14 protein-coding genes are annotated in these 15,813 nt (G+C 68.5%); 7 read left to right on the top strand and 7 right to left on the bottom strand.

What is annotated here, in order from left to right; all coding sequences use genetic code 11:
- Position 1 precedes the first annotated feature (1 nt).
- The 6 genes from nuoL to HHUB_RS03115 all read left to right on the top strand — a co-directional run bounded on the left by nuoL (position 2) and on the right by HHUB_RS03115 (position 9,337).
- Positions 2–2,080: an NADH-quinone oxidoreductase subunit L gene (gene nuoL / locus HHUB_RS03140; RefSeq protein ID WP_059056154.1), complete on the top strand. Its 2,079-nt coding sequence runs from the start codon at positions 2–4 to the stop codon at positions 2,078–2,080.
- Positions 2,081–3,631, top strand: coding sequence for a complex I subunit 4 family protein (locus tag HHUB_RS03135; protein WP_059056153.1), 1,551 nt, complete (start codon positions 2,081–2,083; stop codon positions 3,629–3,631).
- On the top strand, positions 3,631–5,115 hold the full coding sequence (locus tag HHUB_RS03130) for an NADH-quinone oxidoreductase subunit N (RefSeq protein ID WP_059056152.1): 1,485 nt from the start codon (positions 3,631–3,633) through the stop codon (positions 5,113–5,115). The genes HHUB_RS03135 and HHUB_RS03130 overlap by 1 nt, the downstream gene beginning before the upstream one ends.
- A gap of 57 nt (positions 5,116–5,172) precedes the next feature.
- The gene (locus HHUB_RS03125) at positions 5,173–6,582 is read left to right on the top strand and encodes a DHH family phosphoesterase (protein ID WP_059056151.1); all 1,410 of its coding nucleotides are present in this window, start codon (positions 5,173–5,175) and stop codon (positions 6,580–6,582) included.
- Between the two features lie 32 nt (positions 6,583–6,614).
- Positions 6,615–7,418 carry a CBS pair associated ParBc domain-containing protein gene (locus tag HHUB_RS03120; RefSeq protein ID WP_059056150.1) on the top strand — a complete coding sequence of 268 codons (804 nt, stop codon included), beginning with the start codon at positions 6,615–6,617 and terminating at the stop codon, positions 7,416–7,418.
- Positions 7,419–7,633: 215 nt separating this feature from the next.
- On the top strand, positions 7,634–9,337 hold the full coding sequence (locus HHUB_RS03115) for an acyl-CoA mutase large subunit family protein (RefSeq protein ID WP_059056149.1): 1,704 nt from the start codon (positions 7,634–7,636) through the stop codon (positions 9,335–9,337).
- Here the strand turns inward: HHUB_RS03115 and HHUB_RS03110 are convergent, their stop codons facing one another.
- The 7 genes from HHUB_RS03110 to HHUB_RS03080 form a co-directional block, all read right to left on the bottom strand.
- Positions 9,338–10,117, bottom strand: a complete 780-nt coding sequence (locus HHUB_RS03110) for a GNAT family N-acetyltransferase (RefSeq protein WP_059056148.1) — start codon at positions 10,115–10,117, stop codon at positions 9,338–9,340. It lies immediately after the preceding gene.
- A gap of 50 nt (positions 10,118–10,167) precedes the next feature.
- Positions 10,168–10,458, bottom strand: a complete 291-nt coding sequence (locus HHUB_RS03105) for a DUF7520 family protein (RefSeq protein WP_082687154.1) — start codon at positions 10,456–10,458, stop codon at positions 10,168–10,170.
- A 162-nt stretch (positions 10,459–10,620) separates the two neighbouring features.
- Positions 10,621–12,354: a cytochrome c oxidase subunit I gene (gene ctaD, locus HHUB_RS03100; protein WP_059056145.1), complete on the bottom strand. Its 1,734-nt coding sequence runs from the start codon at positions 12,352–12,354 to the stop codon at positions 10,621–10,623.
- Positions 12,355–12,475: 121 nt separating this feature from the next.
- Positions 12,476–12,718 (bottom strand): DUF6684 family protein, encoded by a 243-nt coding sequence (locus tag HHUB_RS03095; protein WP_059056143.1) that lies wholly within the window; start codon positions 12,716–12,718, stop codon positions 12,476–12,478.
- 57 nt (positions 12,719–12,775) lie between these two features.
- Complete coding sequence (locus HHUB_RS03090; RefSeq protein ID WP_059056140.1) at positions 12,776–13,138, bottom strand: DUF7541 family protein; 363 nt, start codon at positions 13,136–13,138, stop codon at positions 12,776–12,778.
- A gap of 44 nt (positions 13,139–13,182) precedes the next feature.
- Complete coding sequence (locus HHUB_RS03085) at positions 13,183–13,437, bottom strand: hypothetical protein (protein ID WP_059056138.1); 255 nt, start codon at positions 13,435–13,437, stop codon at positions 13,183–13,185.
- Positions 13,434–14,810 (bottom strand): hypothetical protein, encoded by a 1,377-nt coding sequence (locus tag HHUB_RS03080; protein WP_059056136.1) that lies wholly within the window; start codon positions 14,808–14,810, stop codon positions 13,434–13,436. The genes HHUB_RS03085 and HHUB_RS03080 overlap by 4 nt, the downstream gene beginning before the upstream one ends.
- Before the next feature lie 99 nt (positions 14,811–14,909).
- Between HHUB_RS03080 and HHUB_RS03075 the strand changes: the two genes are divergently transcribed.
- A complete protein-coding gene (locus tag HHUB_RS03075) occupies positions 14,910–15,773 on the top strand; it encodes a cytochrome c oxidase subunit 3 (RefSeq protein WP_059056135.1) in 864 nt (287 codons plus the stop codon).
- Positions 15,774–15,813: the final 40 nt, after the last annotated feature.

The raw sequence follows: 15,813 nt of genomic DNA, 5'->3' as shown, positions 1-15,813 counted from the left end.
GATGGTAGGCGCAACTGAACTCACTCCGGCAATTCCGCTGCTACCGTTCGCCGCCTTCCTCGTGGCACTGCTCGTCGGCCACTTCGCGCCGCGGCTGCTGCCGAAGGGCGGCGCGATTCCCGGCATCCTCGCGACCGCCGGGTCGCTGCTGTTGTCCGTCTGGGCGTTCGTCGCCGTCAGCGGCGGCGGCTACCACGCACAGGACATCTACACGTGGGTCGTCGGCCAGAACACGTTCAGCCTCCACTTCGGCGTCCTCGTCGACCCGCTGTCGGCGATGATGCTGGTCATCGTGTCGCTGGTCGCGGTCCTCGTGCACGTGTTCAGCCTCGGGTACATGAACGACGAGGGCGAGACTGGCCTCCCGCGGTACTACGCCGGCCTCGGCCTGTTCACGTTCTCGATGCTGTCGTTCGTCGTCGCGGACAACCTCCTGATGGCGTTCATGTTCTTCGAGCTCGTGGGCCTCTGTTCGTTCCTGCTCATCGGGTTCCACTTCCGGGAGCCCGGCCCGCCGAGCGCCGCGAAGAAGGCGTTCCTCGTGACGCGCTTCGGGGACTACTTCTTCCTCATCGGCGTCGTCGGCATCCTCGCGACGTTCGGCACCGCGCGGTTCGTCGCGGTCGGCGAGGGCGTCCACAGCTTCCCGCACCTCGCCGAGCAGGCGCTGGCGGCCGCGGGCGGCGAGGGCACGATGCCCGAGCACGTCGCGCAGTTCCTCGACGTCGTCGGCATGAAGGCCCAGACGTGGTTCGCGATTCTCGGCCTGCTCGTGCTCGGCGGCGTCGTCGGCAAGTCCGCGCAGTTCCCGCTGCACACGTGGCTCCCCGACGCGATGGAGGGCCCGACGCCCGTCTCCGCGCTCATCCACGCCGCGACGATGGTGGCGGCCGGCGTCTACCTCGTCGCGCGCATGTACGGCTTCTACGCGCTGCTCCCGACCGTCCTCGCGATTATCGCGTTCGTCGGCGGGTTCACCGCGCTGTTCGCCGCGTCGATGGGCGTCGTCAAGGACGAGCTCAAGCAGGTGCTGGCGTACTCCACCATCAGCCAGTACGGCTACATGATGCTCGGGCTCGGCACCGGCGGCTACATCGCCGCGACCTTCCACCTGATGACCCACGCGTTCTTCAAGGCGCTGCTGTTCCTCGGCGCCGGGTCGGTCATCATCGCGATGCACCACAACGAGGACATGTGGGACATGGGCGGCCTCAAGGAGAAGATGCCCGTGACCTACTACACGTTCCTCGCCGGCAGCCTCGCGCTGGCCGGCATCGTGCCGTTCTCCGGCTTCTGGTCGAAGGACGAGATTCTCTACGAGGCGCTCATCTACGGCGCCGGCGACAGCCCGATTCTGCTCGCCGCGTACGCGATGGGCCTGCTCGCGGTCTTCTTCACGGGCTTCTACACGTTCCGGATGGTGTTCCTCACCTTCCACGGCGACGCCCGCAGCGACACCGCCCGCGACCCCCACGGCGTCCGCTGGAACGTCAAGCTCCCGCTGGTCGTCCTCGGGATTCTGGCGGCGACGACCGGCCTCGTGAACATGACGCCGGTCGCGGAGCTCACGGGCCGCCACATCGAGTTCCTCCACCAGTGGCTGGTGATTCCGGAGGCCAGCGACTTCGCCGCGCTCGGCTACGAGCACTACCACCACCTGCTCGAGGACTTCGCCGGCTACCACGCCGCGGACATCGGCCCGCTCGTTCCGGGCGCCGTCTCGCTGGCGCTCGCGCTCGGCGGCGCCGGCCTCGCGTGGGTGCTGTACAACGTCGACTCGCCGACCGAGCACACCGAGAAGCTCGGCGGCGTCAAGACCGTACTGTACAACAACTACTACCAGGACGAGTACCAGGTGTGGCTCGCCGAGGGCGTCACGCTGCCGCTCGCCCGCGCCGCCGACACCTTCGACCAGGGCATCGTCGACGGCGTCGTCAACGGCGTCAGCAGCGTGAGCCTGTTCGCCGGCAGCCGCATCAAGCGGATTCAGGACGGCCTCGTGACGCACTACGCCGCCCTGTTGACGCTGAGTCTGGTCGTCCTCCTGGTGGCCTTCGGCCTCCTCGGGGGGTGGTTCTGAATGTTGATTGAAGCACTCATCGCCGTCACGTTGGTTTCGGCGGTCGCCGTCATGCTCGCGCCCGACAAGGTGGCGGGCAAGCTGGCGTTCGCCCTGAGTCTGCTCCCCGTCGCGGGGAGTCTCTGGATGTTCGCACAGTTCAACGCCAGCGGCAACGCGCTCTTCGAGAGCGGGTCGCTGGCGTTCGAGACGACCGCGAAGTGGATCAGCGTCGGTCCGTACGCGCTCAACTGGCACGTCGGCCTCGACGGCATCAGCATGCCGCTGGTCGTGCTGTCGACGCTGCTGACGTCGCTGGCCATCCTGAGCGCGTGGACGCCGATTCAGGAGCGTCAGAGCCAGTTCTACTCGCTGATGCTGTTCATGCTGGCGAGCCTCCTGGGCGTGTTCACGGCGCTCGACTTCTTCGTGTGGTTCGTGTTCTGGGAGTTCGTGCTCGTGCCGATGTACTTCCTCATCGGCATCTGGGGCGGCCCCCGGCGGAAGTACGCCGCCATCAAGTTCTTCGTGTACACGAACGTCGCCAGCCTCCTGATGTTCATCGGGTTCGTGGCGCTCGTGTTCGCGCTCCCGGTCCAGACGATGGACCTGCCGGCCATCGCGGCCGCGCTCGACGCCGGGAACTTCCAGACGACGTACGGCCTCGGCGCGGAGACGCTGAAGGTCGTCGCGTTCTTCGCGATGTTCATCGGGTTCGCGGTGAAGGTCCCGATGGTCCCGCTGCACACGTGGCTGCCGGACGCCCACGTGCAGGCCCCGACGCCGGCCTCCGTGATGCTGGCGGGGGTGCTCCTGAAGATGGGGACGTACGCGCTGCTGCGGTTCAACTTCACGCTGCTGCCGGGCGTCGCGCGCGACTACGCGGTGCTCATCGCGGCGTTGGCGGTCCTGTCGGTGATTTACGGCGCGATGCTCGCGCTCGCCCAGCAGGACCTCAAGCGCATCGTCGCGTACTCCTCCGTCTCGTCGATGGGGTACGTGCTTCTCGGGCTCGTGGCGTACAACGTCTGGGGGCTCGGCGGCGCGACCTTCCAGATGGTCGCCCACGGCCTCATCTCGGGGCTGATGTTCATGTGCGTCGGCGTCATCTACAACGCCGCCCACACGCGCATGGTCGGCGACCTCTCCGGCATCGCGGACAAGATGCCGGTGACCGCCGCGGTGTTCGTCGCCGCGGCGTTCGGCTACATGGGCCTGCCGCTGATGGCGGGCTTCGCCGGCGAGCTGTTCATCTTCCTCGGCGGCTTCAGCGCCACCTTCCCGTACGCCCAGCTGTTCACGGCGCTGGCGATGTTCGGCATCGTCGTCGTCGCGGGCTACCTGCTGTTCGCGATGCAGCGCGTCCTCTTCGGGCCGTTCAGCGCGGACACGGACTACGACATCGTGCCCGCGGCGCCCCACGACGCGGTCGCCATCGTCGTGCTGGTGGTGCTGGTCGTCGTGCTCGGGACGGTGCCCGAGGTGTTCTATGGCATGATTCAGGACGCGGTCAACCCGATGGTGGACTCGCTGCCGGAGGCAACCGCCTTCCTCACCGGGGGTGAGCTCTGATGGTGGAACTGCCGCCGCTGACGCCCCAGATTCTGCTCGGGCTGACCGCCATCGTGCTGTTCGGCATCGACATCGTCGCGCCCGACACGCGGAAGAACGGGCTGCTGGCGTCGGTGAGCGCCATCGGCACCGTCGCCGCCGCCGCGACCGCGGTGTGGTTCCTTTCGGCCGGCTCGGGCGACTACCGGTTCGTGCAGTTCGACGGCGCGCTCGTCGTGGACGCGTTGAGCCTGTTCTTCGCGTTCGTCGTCGCGAGCGTCGCCACGCTCGTCGTCGTCGCCAGCTACGACTACATCGAGGGCGAGGACCACGTCTCCGAGTACTACTCGCTGGTGTTGCTGGCGGCGACCGGCATGTCGCTGATGGCGTCGGCCAACAGCCTCGTGACCGTGTTCGTCGCGCTGGAGCTGGCGAGCCTGCCGTCGTACGCGCTCGTCTCGTTCCTGAAGACCGACCGCGGCAGCGTCGAAGCCGGCCTGAAGTACTTCCTCATCGGCGCGCTGTCCTCCGCGGTGATGGCGTACGGCATCAGTCTCGTGTACGCCACCACGGGCACGCTCCTGCTGGACGACATCGCCGCCGAGGTCGCCGGCAACCAGTTCGGCGGCGTGCTCGGGCTCGGCATCCTGATGCTCGCCGGCGGCTTCGCGTACAAGACCGCCTCCGTGCCGTTCCACTTCTGGGCGCCGGAGGCCTACGAGGGCGCGCCCGCGCCGATTAGCGCGTTCCTCTCGTCGGCGTCGAAGGCCGCCGGGTTCGCGGTCGCGTTCCGCGTGTTCACGACCGCGTTCCCGCTGGACGTCGTGTCCGCCGTGGCCATCGACTGGTCGATCCTGTTCGCCGCGCTCGCAGTGGTCACGATGACCCTCGGGAACTTCGCGGCGGCCACCCAAGACGAAGTCAAGCGGATGCTCGCGTACTCCTCGATCGGCCACGCGGGCTACGTGCTGATGGGGCTGGCCGCGCTCCAGAGCGGCGCCGCGGACGCGAACTCGTGGGTGCTCGGCGCGTCGATGACCCACCTGCTCGTCTACGGCTTCATGAACACGGGCGCGTTCCTGTTCGTCGCGCTCGTCGAGTACTGGGACGTGGGCCGCACGTTCGAGGACTACAACGGCCTCGCGACCCGCGCTCCGGTGGCGTGCGTCGCGATGACCGTGTTCATGTTCAGCCTCGCCGGCCTCCCGGTCGGCGGCGGCTTCCTCTCGAAGTACCTGCTGTTCGCGGGGACGGTGCAGGCTGGCTTCGCGTGGCTCGCGGCCGTCGCGGCCATCAACAGCGCGCTGTCGCTGTTCTACTACTCGCGAGTCGTGAAAGCCATCTGGATCGAGGACCCCAGCGACGACCTCTCGCTTGACGGGACGCCGACGGGGCTGTACGCCGCCGTCGTCGCCGCCGCCGTCGCGACGGTCGTGTTGCTGGTGGCGTTCGACCCGGTCGCGCAGACCGCCGTCCACGCCGCCGACGTCCTGTTCGCGCTGTAAGCGAACGGGGCACAACGGTACCTTTTAGCGGATTCGGAAGTTATCACGGGCCAACGAATGGTTTCTCGGCTCGTGCTCGGTTGCGGCACGACCGGCCACGCCGTCGTCGAGCACCTCTCACAGCGCCGCGGCGAGCTGTTCGTGCTGGACGGCGACGCGAGCCGCGTGGAGTCGCTGCGCAACGAGAAGGTCGCCGCCGAGGTCCGGGACGTCACCGACCCGGCCGAGATTAGCGGGCTGGAGCGCGACGTCGACGTGGTCGTGGTGGCGACCGACGGCGCGGCCGCGAACCGGCTGGCCGCGGAGGCCGCCCGCGAGGTCTACCCGGACGCCGAACTCGTGGCGTACCTCGGGTTCGAGGCGACCGCCGAGGACCGCGACGCGCTGGCCGCGGTCGCCGACCGCGTCGTCGACCCGGGCGCGGCGGTGCTCGACCACGTCGAGGCGGTCGCGACCGCCGACGACGGCGAGAAACTGCAGGCGCTGCGGGCGACGCTCGAAGGCATCGACGGGACGCTGGGCGTGTTCATGCACGACAACCCCGACCCGGACGCCATCGCGACCGCGGTCGGGCTCTCCCGCATCGCCGAGGAGTTCGGCGTCGAAACGGAGGCGTGTTACTTCGGGGAGATCTCCCACCAGGAGAACCGCGCGTTCGTCAACCTCCTCGACCTCGAAGTGCGGAACGTGACCGCGGGCGAGGAGTTCGACTTCGGCGCCATCGCGCTCGTGGACCACTCCGCGCCCGGCGTCAACGACCAGCTCGACCCCGAGACGGACGTGGACATCGTCGTCGACCACCACCCGCCGAACGACGACGTGGACGCCGACTTCGTGGACATCCGCCCGGAGCTGGGCGCGGCCAGCACGATTCTCGTGGAGTACGTCCGCGGGTTCGGCCTCGACGTCGAGACCGCGGTCGCGACGGCGCTGTTGTACGGTATCCGCGTGGACACCGACGACTTCGCCCGGGAGATTACGACCGACGACTTCGAGGCGGGCGCGTGGCTGCTGGACCGCGCGGACACCGACGTCTTAGAGCGCATCGAGAGCCCGTCGGTGAGCGCGGACACCCTCGACACCATCGCGCGCGGCATCCGGAACCGCGAACTCGACGGCTCCGTGCTGGCGTCCTGCGTCGGCGCCATCTCCGACCGGGACACGCTCGCGCAGGCCGCCGACCGCTTGCTCGCGATGCGGGGCGTGACGGTGACGTTCGTCTACGGCTACACCGACGGCACCATCTACGTGTCGGCGCGCGCCCGCGGCAACGACGTCGACCTCGGCGCGGTGTTGCGGTCGGCGTTCGGCGAGCTGGGGAGCGCGGGCGGCCACGCGGACATGGCCGGCGCGCAGCTCCCGCTGGGGCTGTTCGACGAGGTCGGCGAGGACGCCGAGCACACGCTCACGGAGATGGTCGAGGACGTGGTGGCGACGCGGTTCTTCGAGGAGATTCGCGGGGGGTGAGTTTTTGCCGGTCGACGCGTAACGGACACGTGATGGATTCGGCCCTCGACCACAACGGCGCGAAACCCACGGTCGACGACTACATGACTCGGGACGTCGCGACCGTCTCCCCGGACGACACGGTGCGCGACGTCGCGACGCGCATCTCCGAGAGCGAGCACAACGGCTTCCCGGTGACCGAGGGGCGACGCGTCGAGGGGTTCGTCTCCGCGCGCGACCTCCTGCTCTCCGAGCCGGACGAGCTCGTGTTCAAGGTGATGAGCGACGAGCTCATCGTCGCCCACCCGGAGATGAAGGTGACGGACGCCGCGCGGGTCATCCTCCGGTCGGGCATCCAGAAGCTCCCGGTGGTCGACGACGCGGGCAACCTCGTCGGCATCATCTCGAACTCCGACGTCATCCGCTCGCAGATAGAGCGCGCCACCCCGGAGAAGGTCGGGAAGCTCCAGCGCACGCTGGAGACGATTCACGGCATCGAGGCCACGGAGGAGCGCCGCACCGTCCAGTTGGACGAGCTGGTGCCAACGCAGGGGAAGGTGTACGCCGACGAGCTGGAGGGGCGCCAGTACGAGCTCGAACACGGGCTCGCGGAGCCGCTGGTCGTCATCGACAACGGCGGCGTCGAACTCCTGCTGGCGGACGGCCACCACCGCGTGATGGCCGCCGAGCGCGCGGGCATCGAGGAGATGGACGCCTACGTCATCGCCCTGGAGCGCCGCGTCGACCTCGGGATGGCCCGCACCGCCGACAAGGAGGGGCTGGAGTCGATTTCGGACATCGACGTCGTGGACTACGCCCACCATCCGCTGGTGGAGACCATCGAGCGCCTGCAGTGAATCGGTAGCCGCGTACGCGCCCCACTCACGGCTCGCTTCGAACGTCGACGCCGCTCGCGGCTCCCCGCGACCGCCGTCTTCTCGCAGGCTTCGCCCGCTCGAACGGTCCGAGGGACCTCGTCCCTCGCTACTCTCGATGACGTGGCCTCGCTGCGCTCGGCCACGCCACCGATACCACCGATTCCTTAATGAATCTCCCGGCAAGATTTGGTGGCATGTTCGACGACGAGGAGCTCGCCGCCATCCGCGACGCCCGGGAGGACTGGGAGGACGACACTCTCGACCCCGTGCTGGACGCGTACGGCGAGCGCAAGGAGCGGTTCGCCACCGTCTCCAACGTGGAAGTCGAGCGACTGTACACCCCGGAGGACGTCACGGACCTCGACTACACGGAGGACCTCGGGTTCCCCGGGGAGTTCCCGTACACTCGGGGCGTCTACCCCACGGGCTACCGCGGCCGCACCTGGACGATGCGGCAGTTCGCGGGCTTCGGCACCGCCGAGGAGACCAACGAGCGCTTCCACTACCTCATCGACGAGGGCCAGACCGGCCTCTCGACGGCCTTCGACATGCCCTCCCTGATGGGGCTGGACAGCGACGACCCGATGAGCCTCGGCGAAGTCGGCAAGGAGGGCGTCGCCGTCGACACGCTCCGCGACATGGAGATTCTGTTCGACGGCATCGACCTCTCGGAGGTATCGACCTCGTTCACCATCAATCCGAGCGCGCCGGTGATTTACGCGATGTACCTCGCGGTCGCCGACCAGCAGGGCCTCGACCGCGAGGAGCTCCGGGGCACCCTCCAGAACGACATGCTCAAGGAGTTCATCGCGCAGAAGGAGTGGGTCGTCCCCCCGGAGCCGAGCCTCGACCTCGTGACGGACGTCGTGGAGTACTGCGCGGAGAACACGCCGAAGTTCCACCCCATCTCGGTGTCGGGCTACCACATCCGCGAAGCCGGCTCGACCGCCGTCCAGGAGCTGGCGTTCACGCTCGCGGACGGGTTCGCGTACGTCGAGGACGCCATAGAGCGCGGCTTGGACGTCGACGAGTTCGCGCCACAGCTCTCGTTCTTCTTCAACTCCCACAACTCCATCTTCGAGGAGATAGCGAAGTTCCGCGCCGCCCGCCGCATCTACGCCCGCGTGATGGAGGAACGCTACGGCGCCGAGGCGGAGGCCTCCAAGCAGCTGAAGTTCCACACGCAGACCGCCGGACAGAGCCTGACCGCCCAGCAGCCGCTGAACAACGTCGCCCGCGTCACGCTGCAGGCGCTGGCGGCGGTGCTGGGCGGCTCCCAGAGCGTCCACACGAACTCCTACGACGAGGCGCTCGCGCTCCCCAGCGAGGACGCCGTCCGGGTCGCGCTGCGCACCCAACAGATTATCGCCGAGGAGTCCGGCGCCGCGGACATCGTGGACCCGCTCGGCGGGAGCTTCGCCGTCGAGGCACTCACCGACGAGGTCGAGGAGGAGGCGATGGCGTACATCGACGAAATCGAGGCGAAAGGCGACGGCTCGATTCGGGACGGCGTGCTCGCAGGCATCGAAGAAGGGTACTTCCACCGCGAGATTCAGGAGGCCGCCTACGAGTACCAGTCCCGCGTCGACGACGGCGAGGAGACGGTCGTCGGCGTCAACGCCTACGAGGTCGAGGAGGACACCAGCCCCGACACCCTCCACGTTGACGAGGACGCCACCCGCGAGCGCCAACTCGGCCGGCTGGAGGACGTGAAGGCCGAGCGCGACGACGACGCGGTCGCGGACGCGCTGGACGCGCTCCGCGAGGCCATCGACGGCGACGAGAACACCGTCCCCTACATCGTCGAGGCGGTGAAGGCGTACGCGACGATGGGCGAAATCATGCAGGTGTTCGAGGACGAGTTCGGCGGCTACCAGGAGACCGCGGCGGTCGCCTGATTAGAGGTACGCCGAGTCCCACCGCGTCGCCTTCCGCTTGTTCCCGCAGTCGCTGCACTCCACGCGCCCCATCGAGTCCATCGAGGTGTCCAGCGACCCGCAGTTCGCGCAGTAGAACCCGTAGCGCTCCTCGCGGTCGGTCGTGTTGTACGCCGCGTAGAACGGCGCCTCCGAGCCGCGCTCGCGCTCGTCGTACGCGACGAAGACGGTGTCGCCGTCGACCTCGTGTTCCTCCGTGAGTTCGGCGGCCTCGTCCGCGGGGAGGTTCACGTAGAGGTGTTCGGTGTACGTCTCCCCGGCGATGTCGAGCGTGCGCTGGCCGGTGCGCGCGTAGCCGCTCGCCTGGTAGAACTCGTTGCCCGCGCGGTTCGCCGCGAGCACGCGGCCCTCCACGCGGTTCGCGCCGCGCTCCAACAGTTCGGTCTCCGTGCGTTCGAGCAGCCGGCCGCCGAGCCCGCGGTCCCGGTGGTCGGGGTGGACGTGCAGCCACTGGATGGCGGCGACGCCGTCCGCGGAGTCCGGGGACTGCTCGCCGGTCGGCTGCCGGACGTCGAGTTCGCTCTCGGAGAATGCGACCACCTCGTCGCTGTCCACGACGACGAGGTAGACGACGTCGTCGGCGTCGAGGCGGTCGGCGAGGCGGTCCGCGCCGTACCACTCGTCGGCCGCGGCCGCGACGATGTCCTCGCCGAGCTGGCCGGCGTAGGTCGCTTCGAGTGACGCGTCCGCCACGCGCCGGATGCCGTCTGCGTCGTCGTGAGTGGCTTCCCGGACTTTCATGCCCACTACATGTCGTTCCACCCACTAATACCTACTCGCGCCCGGAGCGGTCAGGCGTCGGCGCGCCCGGAGACGTAGACGATGGCCAGCAGGCCGACGCCCAGCATGAAGCCCACGGAGACGACGCCGAACGCCGCGAGGTTCAGGGGGTTCAGCTGGAACGTAATCGGGCCGATGGCGCCGTAGGACGCGCCCGACCCCTCCACGAGCGGCCCCGCGGGGCCGCCGCCGTCGCCGTAGACGATGATGCCGAGCACGTAGCCGAACAGGCCGGCGACGGCGACCGCGGAGACGTACATCCACACCACCACTCGTCGACCGCGCGTGTCGGGTTCGCTCACGCGTCCTCGTTGGCGGCGGAGTGGGTAGCCTTTTGCGGTGTCGCCGCCAACGGACCGCGTATGGAAGACAAGGAGATACTGTTCGCGGTGCTGGCGGGTATCGCACTCCTGATGTTCCTGACCGGCTTCGTGCTCGTTCTCGCGTAGAAAAGCTCGCGCGTCTCAGTCCGCGGACTGGGCGTCGTCGGGCTCGCCGCCGTCCGTCGCCGGGACCGGCGAGTCACGCTGTTGCTCGTACCACTCCCAGTCGTTGGTGAGCTGGTCGGTGTTCTCGAGGTTCCACGGGTCGCCGCTGTCGACCTTCGGCCCCTCTTTCCAGGAGACGACCATGTTCCACACCCACAGCAGGGTGCTGATGGCGATGAGGAACGCGCCCGCGGTCGCGATCTGGTGGGCGGTGACGAACTGCGGGAGGTAGGTCGCGTACCGCCGCGGCATGCCGCCGTAGCCGAGCCACAGCATCGCGAGGAAGGTCAGGTTCGACCCGACGAGGCCGAGCCAGAAGTGCGCGTGCGCGAGCTTCTTCTGGTACATGCGGCCGGTGACCATCGGGAACCAGTAGTAGGTGCCCGCGAACAGCGCGAACCCGATGGCGCCGTAGACGATGAAGTGGAAGTGACCGACGACGTAGTAGGTGTCGTGGAGGATGAGGTCCACGGGGATGGCGGCGAGGAAGATGCCGGTGACGCCGCCGATGATGAAGTTCTGGACGAAGCCGATGCAGAACAGCATCGGCGCGGTCAGGCGGAGCTTCCCGTTCCACATCGTGGTGATCCAGTTGAACACCTTCACCGCGGACGGTATCGCAATCGCGAGTGATACCGCCATGAAGCTCGCGCGGAGCCGCGGGTCGATGCCCGTGGTGAACATGTGGTGGGCCCACACGCCGAAACTCAGCACGCCGATGGCCAGCGTCGAGTAGACGACGAACTTGAACCCGAACAGCTTCCGCCCCGAGAACTTCGGCAGGATGAGACTGACCAGTCCCATCGGCGGGAGCACGAGAATGTACACCTCGGGGTGGCCGAAGAACCAGAACAGGTGCTGCCAGAGAATCGGGTCACCGCCGGCGACCGTGAAGAACGTCGTGCCGAAGTTGCGGTCGAGCAGCAGCATGATGAGCGCGCTGCCCAGCAGCGGGAACGCGAACAGGATGAGCCCCGACTGGGTGAGCATCGTCCACGAGAAGATGTCGAGGCTCGGCCAGCCGACGTCGTCCCCGCGCTCGGTGAAGATGGTCGCGACGAAGTTGATGGCGCCCATCGTCGCCGAAACCCCCGTGAGGTGGAGGCCCAGCAGCATCATGTCGATGGCGGGGCTGGACATCTGAATCGACAGCGGCGTGTACATCGTCCAGCTGGTCTGGGCGGTCGCGACGCCGGGAATCAGGAAGCCGCTCCAGACGAGGAGCGCGCCCGGCGGCAGCAGCCAGAACGCGATGGCGTTGATGCGCGGGAACGCCATGTCGTCGGCGCCGATGAGCAGCGGGATGAAGTAGTTCCCGAACGCCGCAATCATCGGCGTCCCGAACAGGAACAGCATCGTGATGCCGTGACTGGTCAGGAGTCCGTTGTACAGCGACGGCCCGATGACGTCCGTCGCGGGCGCGGCGAGTTCGACGCGCATCAGGAGCACGGCGAGTCCACCCCAGACGAACGCGATGGCGCCGTACGCGCCGTAGAGAATCCCGATGTCCTTGTGGTCGACCGTCGTGAGCCACCGGACGATGCCGCCCGGCTTCTCTTCGTGTCCGTGTTCGGTGCGCTCCCCGAGCGCACCGCCGACGTCGCTGAGAGGCGTGTACGACCGCCAGTCCTCGAGACGTGCGAGGGAGGCGGCCACCGCGACGAGAAGCACGCCCATCAGCACGGTTAGCACCAGTGGTGACGAGGCCATGCAGCACAGTCAGTACCGGACCGTAAAGAAAGCTTAGGATTGGGCGCGCCAGCGCGCGAACCGAGAATCGGCCGACGGCGAACGGATTTCTCGTGAACGGACGGCAGCCTCGACGGCCGCGTCAGTGCGGGCCGACTTCCTCGTCGCCGGTCTCGATGCGCTTGGCGGCGGCGTACGTGAGGATGGCGAGCGCGACGAACACCCAGCCGACGAGGATGAACTGGATGACGCGTTCGAGCGTGAATCCCGCGCCCCACGGGTTCACGACGAAGAACCCCACGAAGAAGAACGCGAGGATGGCGAGCGGGACGATGTTGACCGTGAGGTCGAGAATCGTGTCCGTGTCGAAGAGGCTGGAACTCATTGGAGGGAGTTCGGGGCGGCGGACAAATATAGCTTGAGGATTCAGCGCCGCGCGGGCTTACAGGCGCCCGGTCTCGTAGAGGAACAGCGCCACCGACGCGGCGACGACGACGACGCCGGTGCCGGCGAGCGCGAGGCCGCGCGCAGTCGCGGACGTGGCGACGTAGAGGGCGGCGCCGCCCGCGCCGAACAGCGCGCCGACCGCCAGCGCGGGCCGGTACAGCGTGGCCGCGAACCCGGACTCGCGGAGGATGCCGACGACGCTGCCCGCGAGCAACACGAGGCCGCCGACGGCGACGGGGAGCAGCCCGTCGAAGAGGATGCCGATTTCGGAGATGACGAACCCCAACACGAACGGTATCGGCCACGGGCTGGCGCGCGGATACTGGTCGCTCAGTCCCTGCTCCGTTTGCTCGACCATACCACGGGGTTCGGCGCGGTGGGTTAGAAAGCCATCGCTTCCGTTCAGACGGCGACCACGGCGTACGTCATCAGGAACCCGAAGTAGAGCGCGACCAGCACCGCGAGCGCGCGCAGTCGGAACGACCGGAGGTCGTCGCCCTCGTCGCGGTACGCGTCCTCGAACGCGTCGCGTTCGTCGTCGTCGAGGCTGTCGTAGTGTTCGAGGCCGCGGTGGAGCGCGCGCAGGCGCTCGGTCGGGAACGCCTCGCCGCAGTGCGAGCACCGCGGAGCGTCGTCGGGAGCGGTGGTGTCGGTCATAGGAACGGTGGTTCGGCGGCCGGCTGGCCGATTATCCAGAGGCTGGTCATCGTGTAGAACACCATCACGAGCGTGAGCGTGTACTGGCTGCGAATCGCCTGCAGTCGGCCCGGGAGCTCGTCGTAGGCGGTGGCGTGGGCGACCCAGATGGCGAGCAGGTGGCCCAGCAGGACGGCGGCGACGCCGACGCCGGAGACCCAGCTCGGTAGCACGAGCGTGCGGGCGACCGGCGGGTCGAGCGGCGCGAGCAGCGCGCCGAACAGCGACGGGGACAGCGACAGCGCGTACACGAGGTAGTGCGCGAGGTGGTAGCCGGCGGCGATGGCGAGCAGCGACGGCGCGAACCGGCGCGCGAGCACGGCGGCGTCGGTGTACGTCGGCGCGACGTCGCGGGCCTTCCGGGCGGCCCACCAGTAGAGCCGGTGGAACACGAGGAAGCCGACGAGGAGCGCGGCCGGGTAGAGGACGGGCGCAGGGACGCCAGCATCGACGACCGTGCGCGCGAACGACGCCCACGCGGGCGTGCCGACGAACCCGTCGTAGGTGGTCCCCCAGACGAGCGCGACGACGAACGCGACGCCGCCGTCCGTGGTGACGACGTCGTCGGTCAGCCGCATCGCGGGCAGCCGGAGTTCGAGCCCGCCGTCGGTGCGCTGAATCGGCGCGACCGACCCGTACATCGCGAACAGCCGGGAGAGCGGGTCGACGGCGGAGAACCACTGGTCGTGGCCGACCGCGACGACGCCGACTGCCGAGAGCGCGAGGTAGCCGACGGCGGCCGCCGCGAGCAGTCGCGGCTCGTCGGCGAGCGGGCTCACCACCTCGAACCAGACGAGCACGAGGAGGAACAGCGTGGACGCCCACGCCGCCCGTCCCGCCGGGAGTTCGACGTCGCGGCCGCCGAGGACCCACGAGATCGGGCGCGTCAGCGTTCGGAACGGGTTTATCGCGGGCCACGAGTTCCCGACGAGGTACGTGGACATCGCGAACGCCGCCCACCAGCCCACCCAGACGAGGACGATGGCGGCGTTCCGGAGCGGGTCGATATCCGGCCGCGCGAACCCCGCGAGGAGGACGAGCGCGAGCCCCGCGAGGCCGACGACGTGGCCGACGCCCGCGAGCACGCGGCGCGGCGCGGGGACGCGACGGTGCCACTCGTGGACGGCAGCGACGAACTCGCGGTCCGTGACGAAGCTCGCCAGCAGGAACGACGCGCCGACGACCGCCCCGCCCGTCGAGAGGAACAGCCACGTCGGCACCGCAAGCTCCTGCCCGCTGGCGTCGCGGAGGCTGCCGCCGTGCGCGACGGCGACGCCACAGACCGCGAGGAGGCCGACGACGGCACCGAGGACGCGTGCGCCGCGACGAGACATTGCCGGGAGTTCTCGGCGGGCCCCCGTGAGGATTGCGGTACGGCGCCGCCGCGGACGGAGTTGGATGGGTTTTTAGTATTCGCCCCGCAACTCGCTGGTATGACCGTCACGGACGACTCAGAGGACCACGGCCACCACCTGCCGGCCGTGGAGGACTGGCCGAAGGGCTTCGGTGAGGCCAGCTGGTGGCCGTTCATCACCGCCGTCGGGGCCGCCGGGTTCTACATCGGGGCCGCACTGTACGTGCTCGGGCAGAACGAGACGTTCGGGTTCGTCACGCCGATGGTCGGGCCGGCCGTCTTCGTGGGGAGCCTGTTCGTCTTCCTCGCGGGCCTGTACGGCTGGGTCTACCACGCCTTCGTGAAGCACTTCTGGAGCCGGGATACCACCGGCGGCAAGGCGCTCCGCTGGGGGATGATACTGTTCCTCGGCACCGAAGTCGCGACGTTCGGCGCCGGGTTCACGTACTACTTCTTCATCCGCGCGGGCTCGCAGTGGTCGCAAGCGCTCACCCACGTTCCCGACGGGTTCCTGGGCGCGCTCGTCCTCGCGAACACCGCCATCCTCGTGGTCTCTAGTTTCACGCTGCACTTCGCGCACGTCGCGCTCCGGAAGGGCAACCGGTCGCGGTTCCTCGGCCTGCTCGTCGCGACGCTCGTGCTCGGCGTGGTGTTCATCGCCGGCCAGGTGTACGAGTACTACGAGTTCATCGTCCACGAGGGCCTGTCGCCGACCGGCGGCGTCTTCGAGAGCGCGTTCTTCGGGCTGACCGGCCTCCACGGCCTCCACGTGACGCTGGGCGCGGTCCTGCTGGCCATCGTCACCGTCCGCGCGTTCAAGGGCCAGTACTCCCACGAGCGCGACGTCTCCGTGGCAACCGTCTCGATGTACTGGCACTTCGTGGACGCCGTCTGGATCTTCCTCGTCGTCGTGCTGTACGCCGGCGCCGAGGTCAGCTTCTAAGCGACCGCCGTCTTTTTTCGCGCCTGCCGCGAACGCGCAG

It is taken from the genome of Halobacterium hubeiense (assembly GCF_001488575.1).
Taxonomy (GTDB): Archaea; Halobacteriota; Halobacteria; order Halobacteriales; family Halobacteriaceae; genus Halobacterium; species Halobacterium hubeiense.
The sequence above is the reverse complement of the archived record's forward strand: the minus strand, read 5'-3'. Positions and strand labels throughout refer to the sequence as shown.

What these genes read in the sequence shown, in the direction of transcription:
- nuoL (WP_059056154.1), top strand. Translation starts at nt 2, where the DNA reads ATGGTAGGCGCAACTGAACTCACTCCGGCAATTCCGCTGCTACCGTTC.
- HHUB_RS03135 (WP_059056153.1), top strand. Translation starts at nt 2,081, where the DNA reads ATGTTGATTGAAGCACTCATCGCCGTCACGTTGGTTTCGGCGGTCGCC.
- HHUB_RS03130 (WP_059056152.1), top strand. Translation starts at nt 3,631, where the DNA reads ATGGTGGAACTGCCGCCGCTGACGCCCCAGATTCTGCTCGGGCTGACC.
- HHUB_RS03125 (WP_059056151.1), top strand. Translation starts at nt 5,173, where the DNA reads ATGGTTTCTCGGCTCGTGCTCGGTTGCGGCACGACCGGCCACGCCGTC.
- HHUB_RS03120 (WP_059056150.1), top strand. Translation starts at nt 6,615, where the DNA reads ATGGATTCGGCCCTCGACCACAACGGCGCGAAACCCACGGTCGACGAC.
- HHUB_RS03115 (WP_059056149.1), top strand. Translation starts at nt 7,634, where the DNA reads ATGTTCGACGACGAGGAGCTCGCCGCCATCCGCGACGCCCGGGAGGAC.
- HHUB_RS03110 (WP_059056148.1), bottom strand. Translation starts at nt 10,117, where the DNA reads ATGAAAGTCCGGGAAGCCACTCACGACGACGCAGACGGCATCCGGCGC.
- ctaD (WP_059056145.1), bottom strand. Translation starts at nt 12,354, where the DNA reads ATGGCCTCGTCACCACTGGTGCTAACCGTGCTGATGGGCGTGCTTCTC.
- HHUB_RS03095 (WP_059056143.1), bottom strand. Translation starts at nt 12,718, where the DNA reads ATGAGTTCCAGCCTCTTCGACACGGACACGATTCTCGACCTCACGGTC.
- HHUB_RS03090 (WP_059056140.1), bottom strand. Translation starts at nt 13,138, where the DNA reads ATGGTCGAGCAAACGGAGCAGGGACTGAGCGACCAGTATCCGCGCGCC.
- HHUB_RS03085 (WP_059056138.1), bottom strand. Translation starts at nt 13,437, where the DNA reads ATGACCGACACCACCGCTCCCGACGACGCTCCGCGGTGCTCGCACTGC.
- HHUB_RS03080 (WP_059056136.1), bottom strand. Translation starts at nt 14,810, where the DNA reads ATGTCTCGTCGCGGCGCACGCGTCCTCGGTGCCGTCGTCGGCCTCCTC.
- HHUB_RS03075 (WP_059056135.1), top strand. Translation starts at nt 14,910, where the DNA reads ATGACCGTCACGGACGACTCAGAGGACCACGGCCACCACCTGCCGGCC.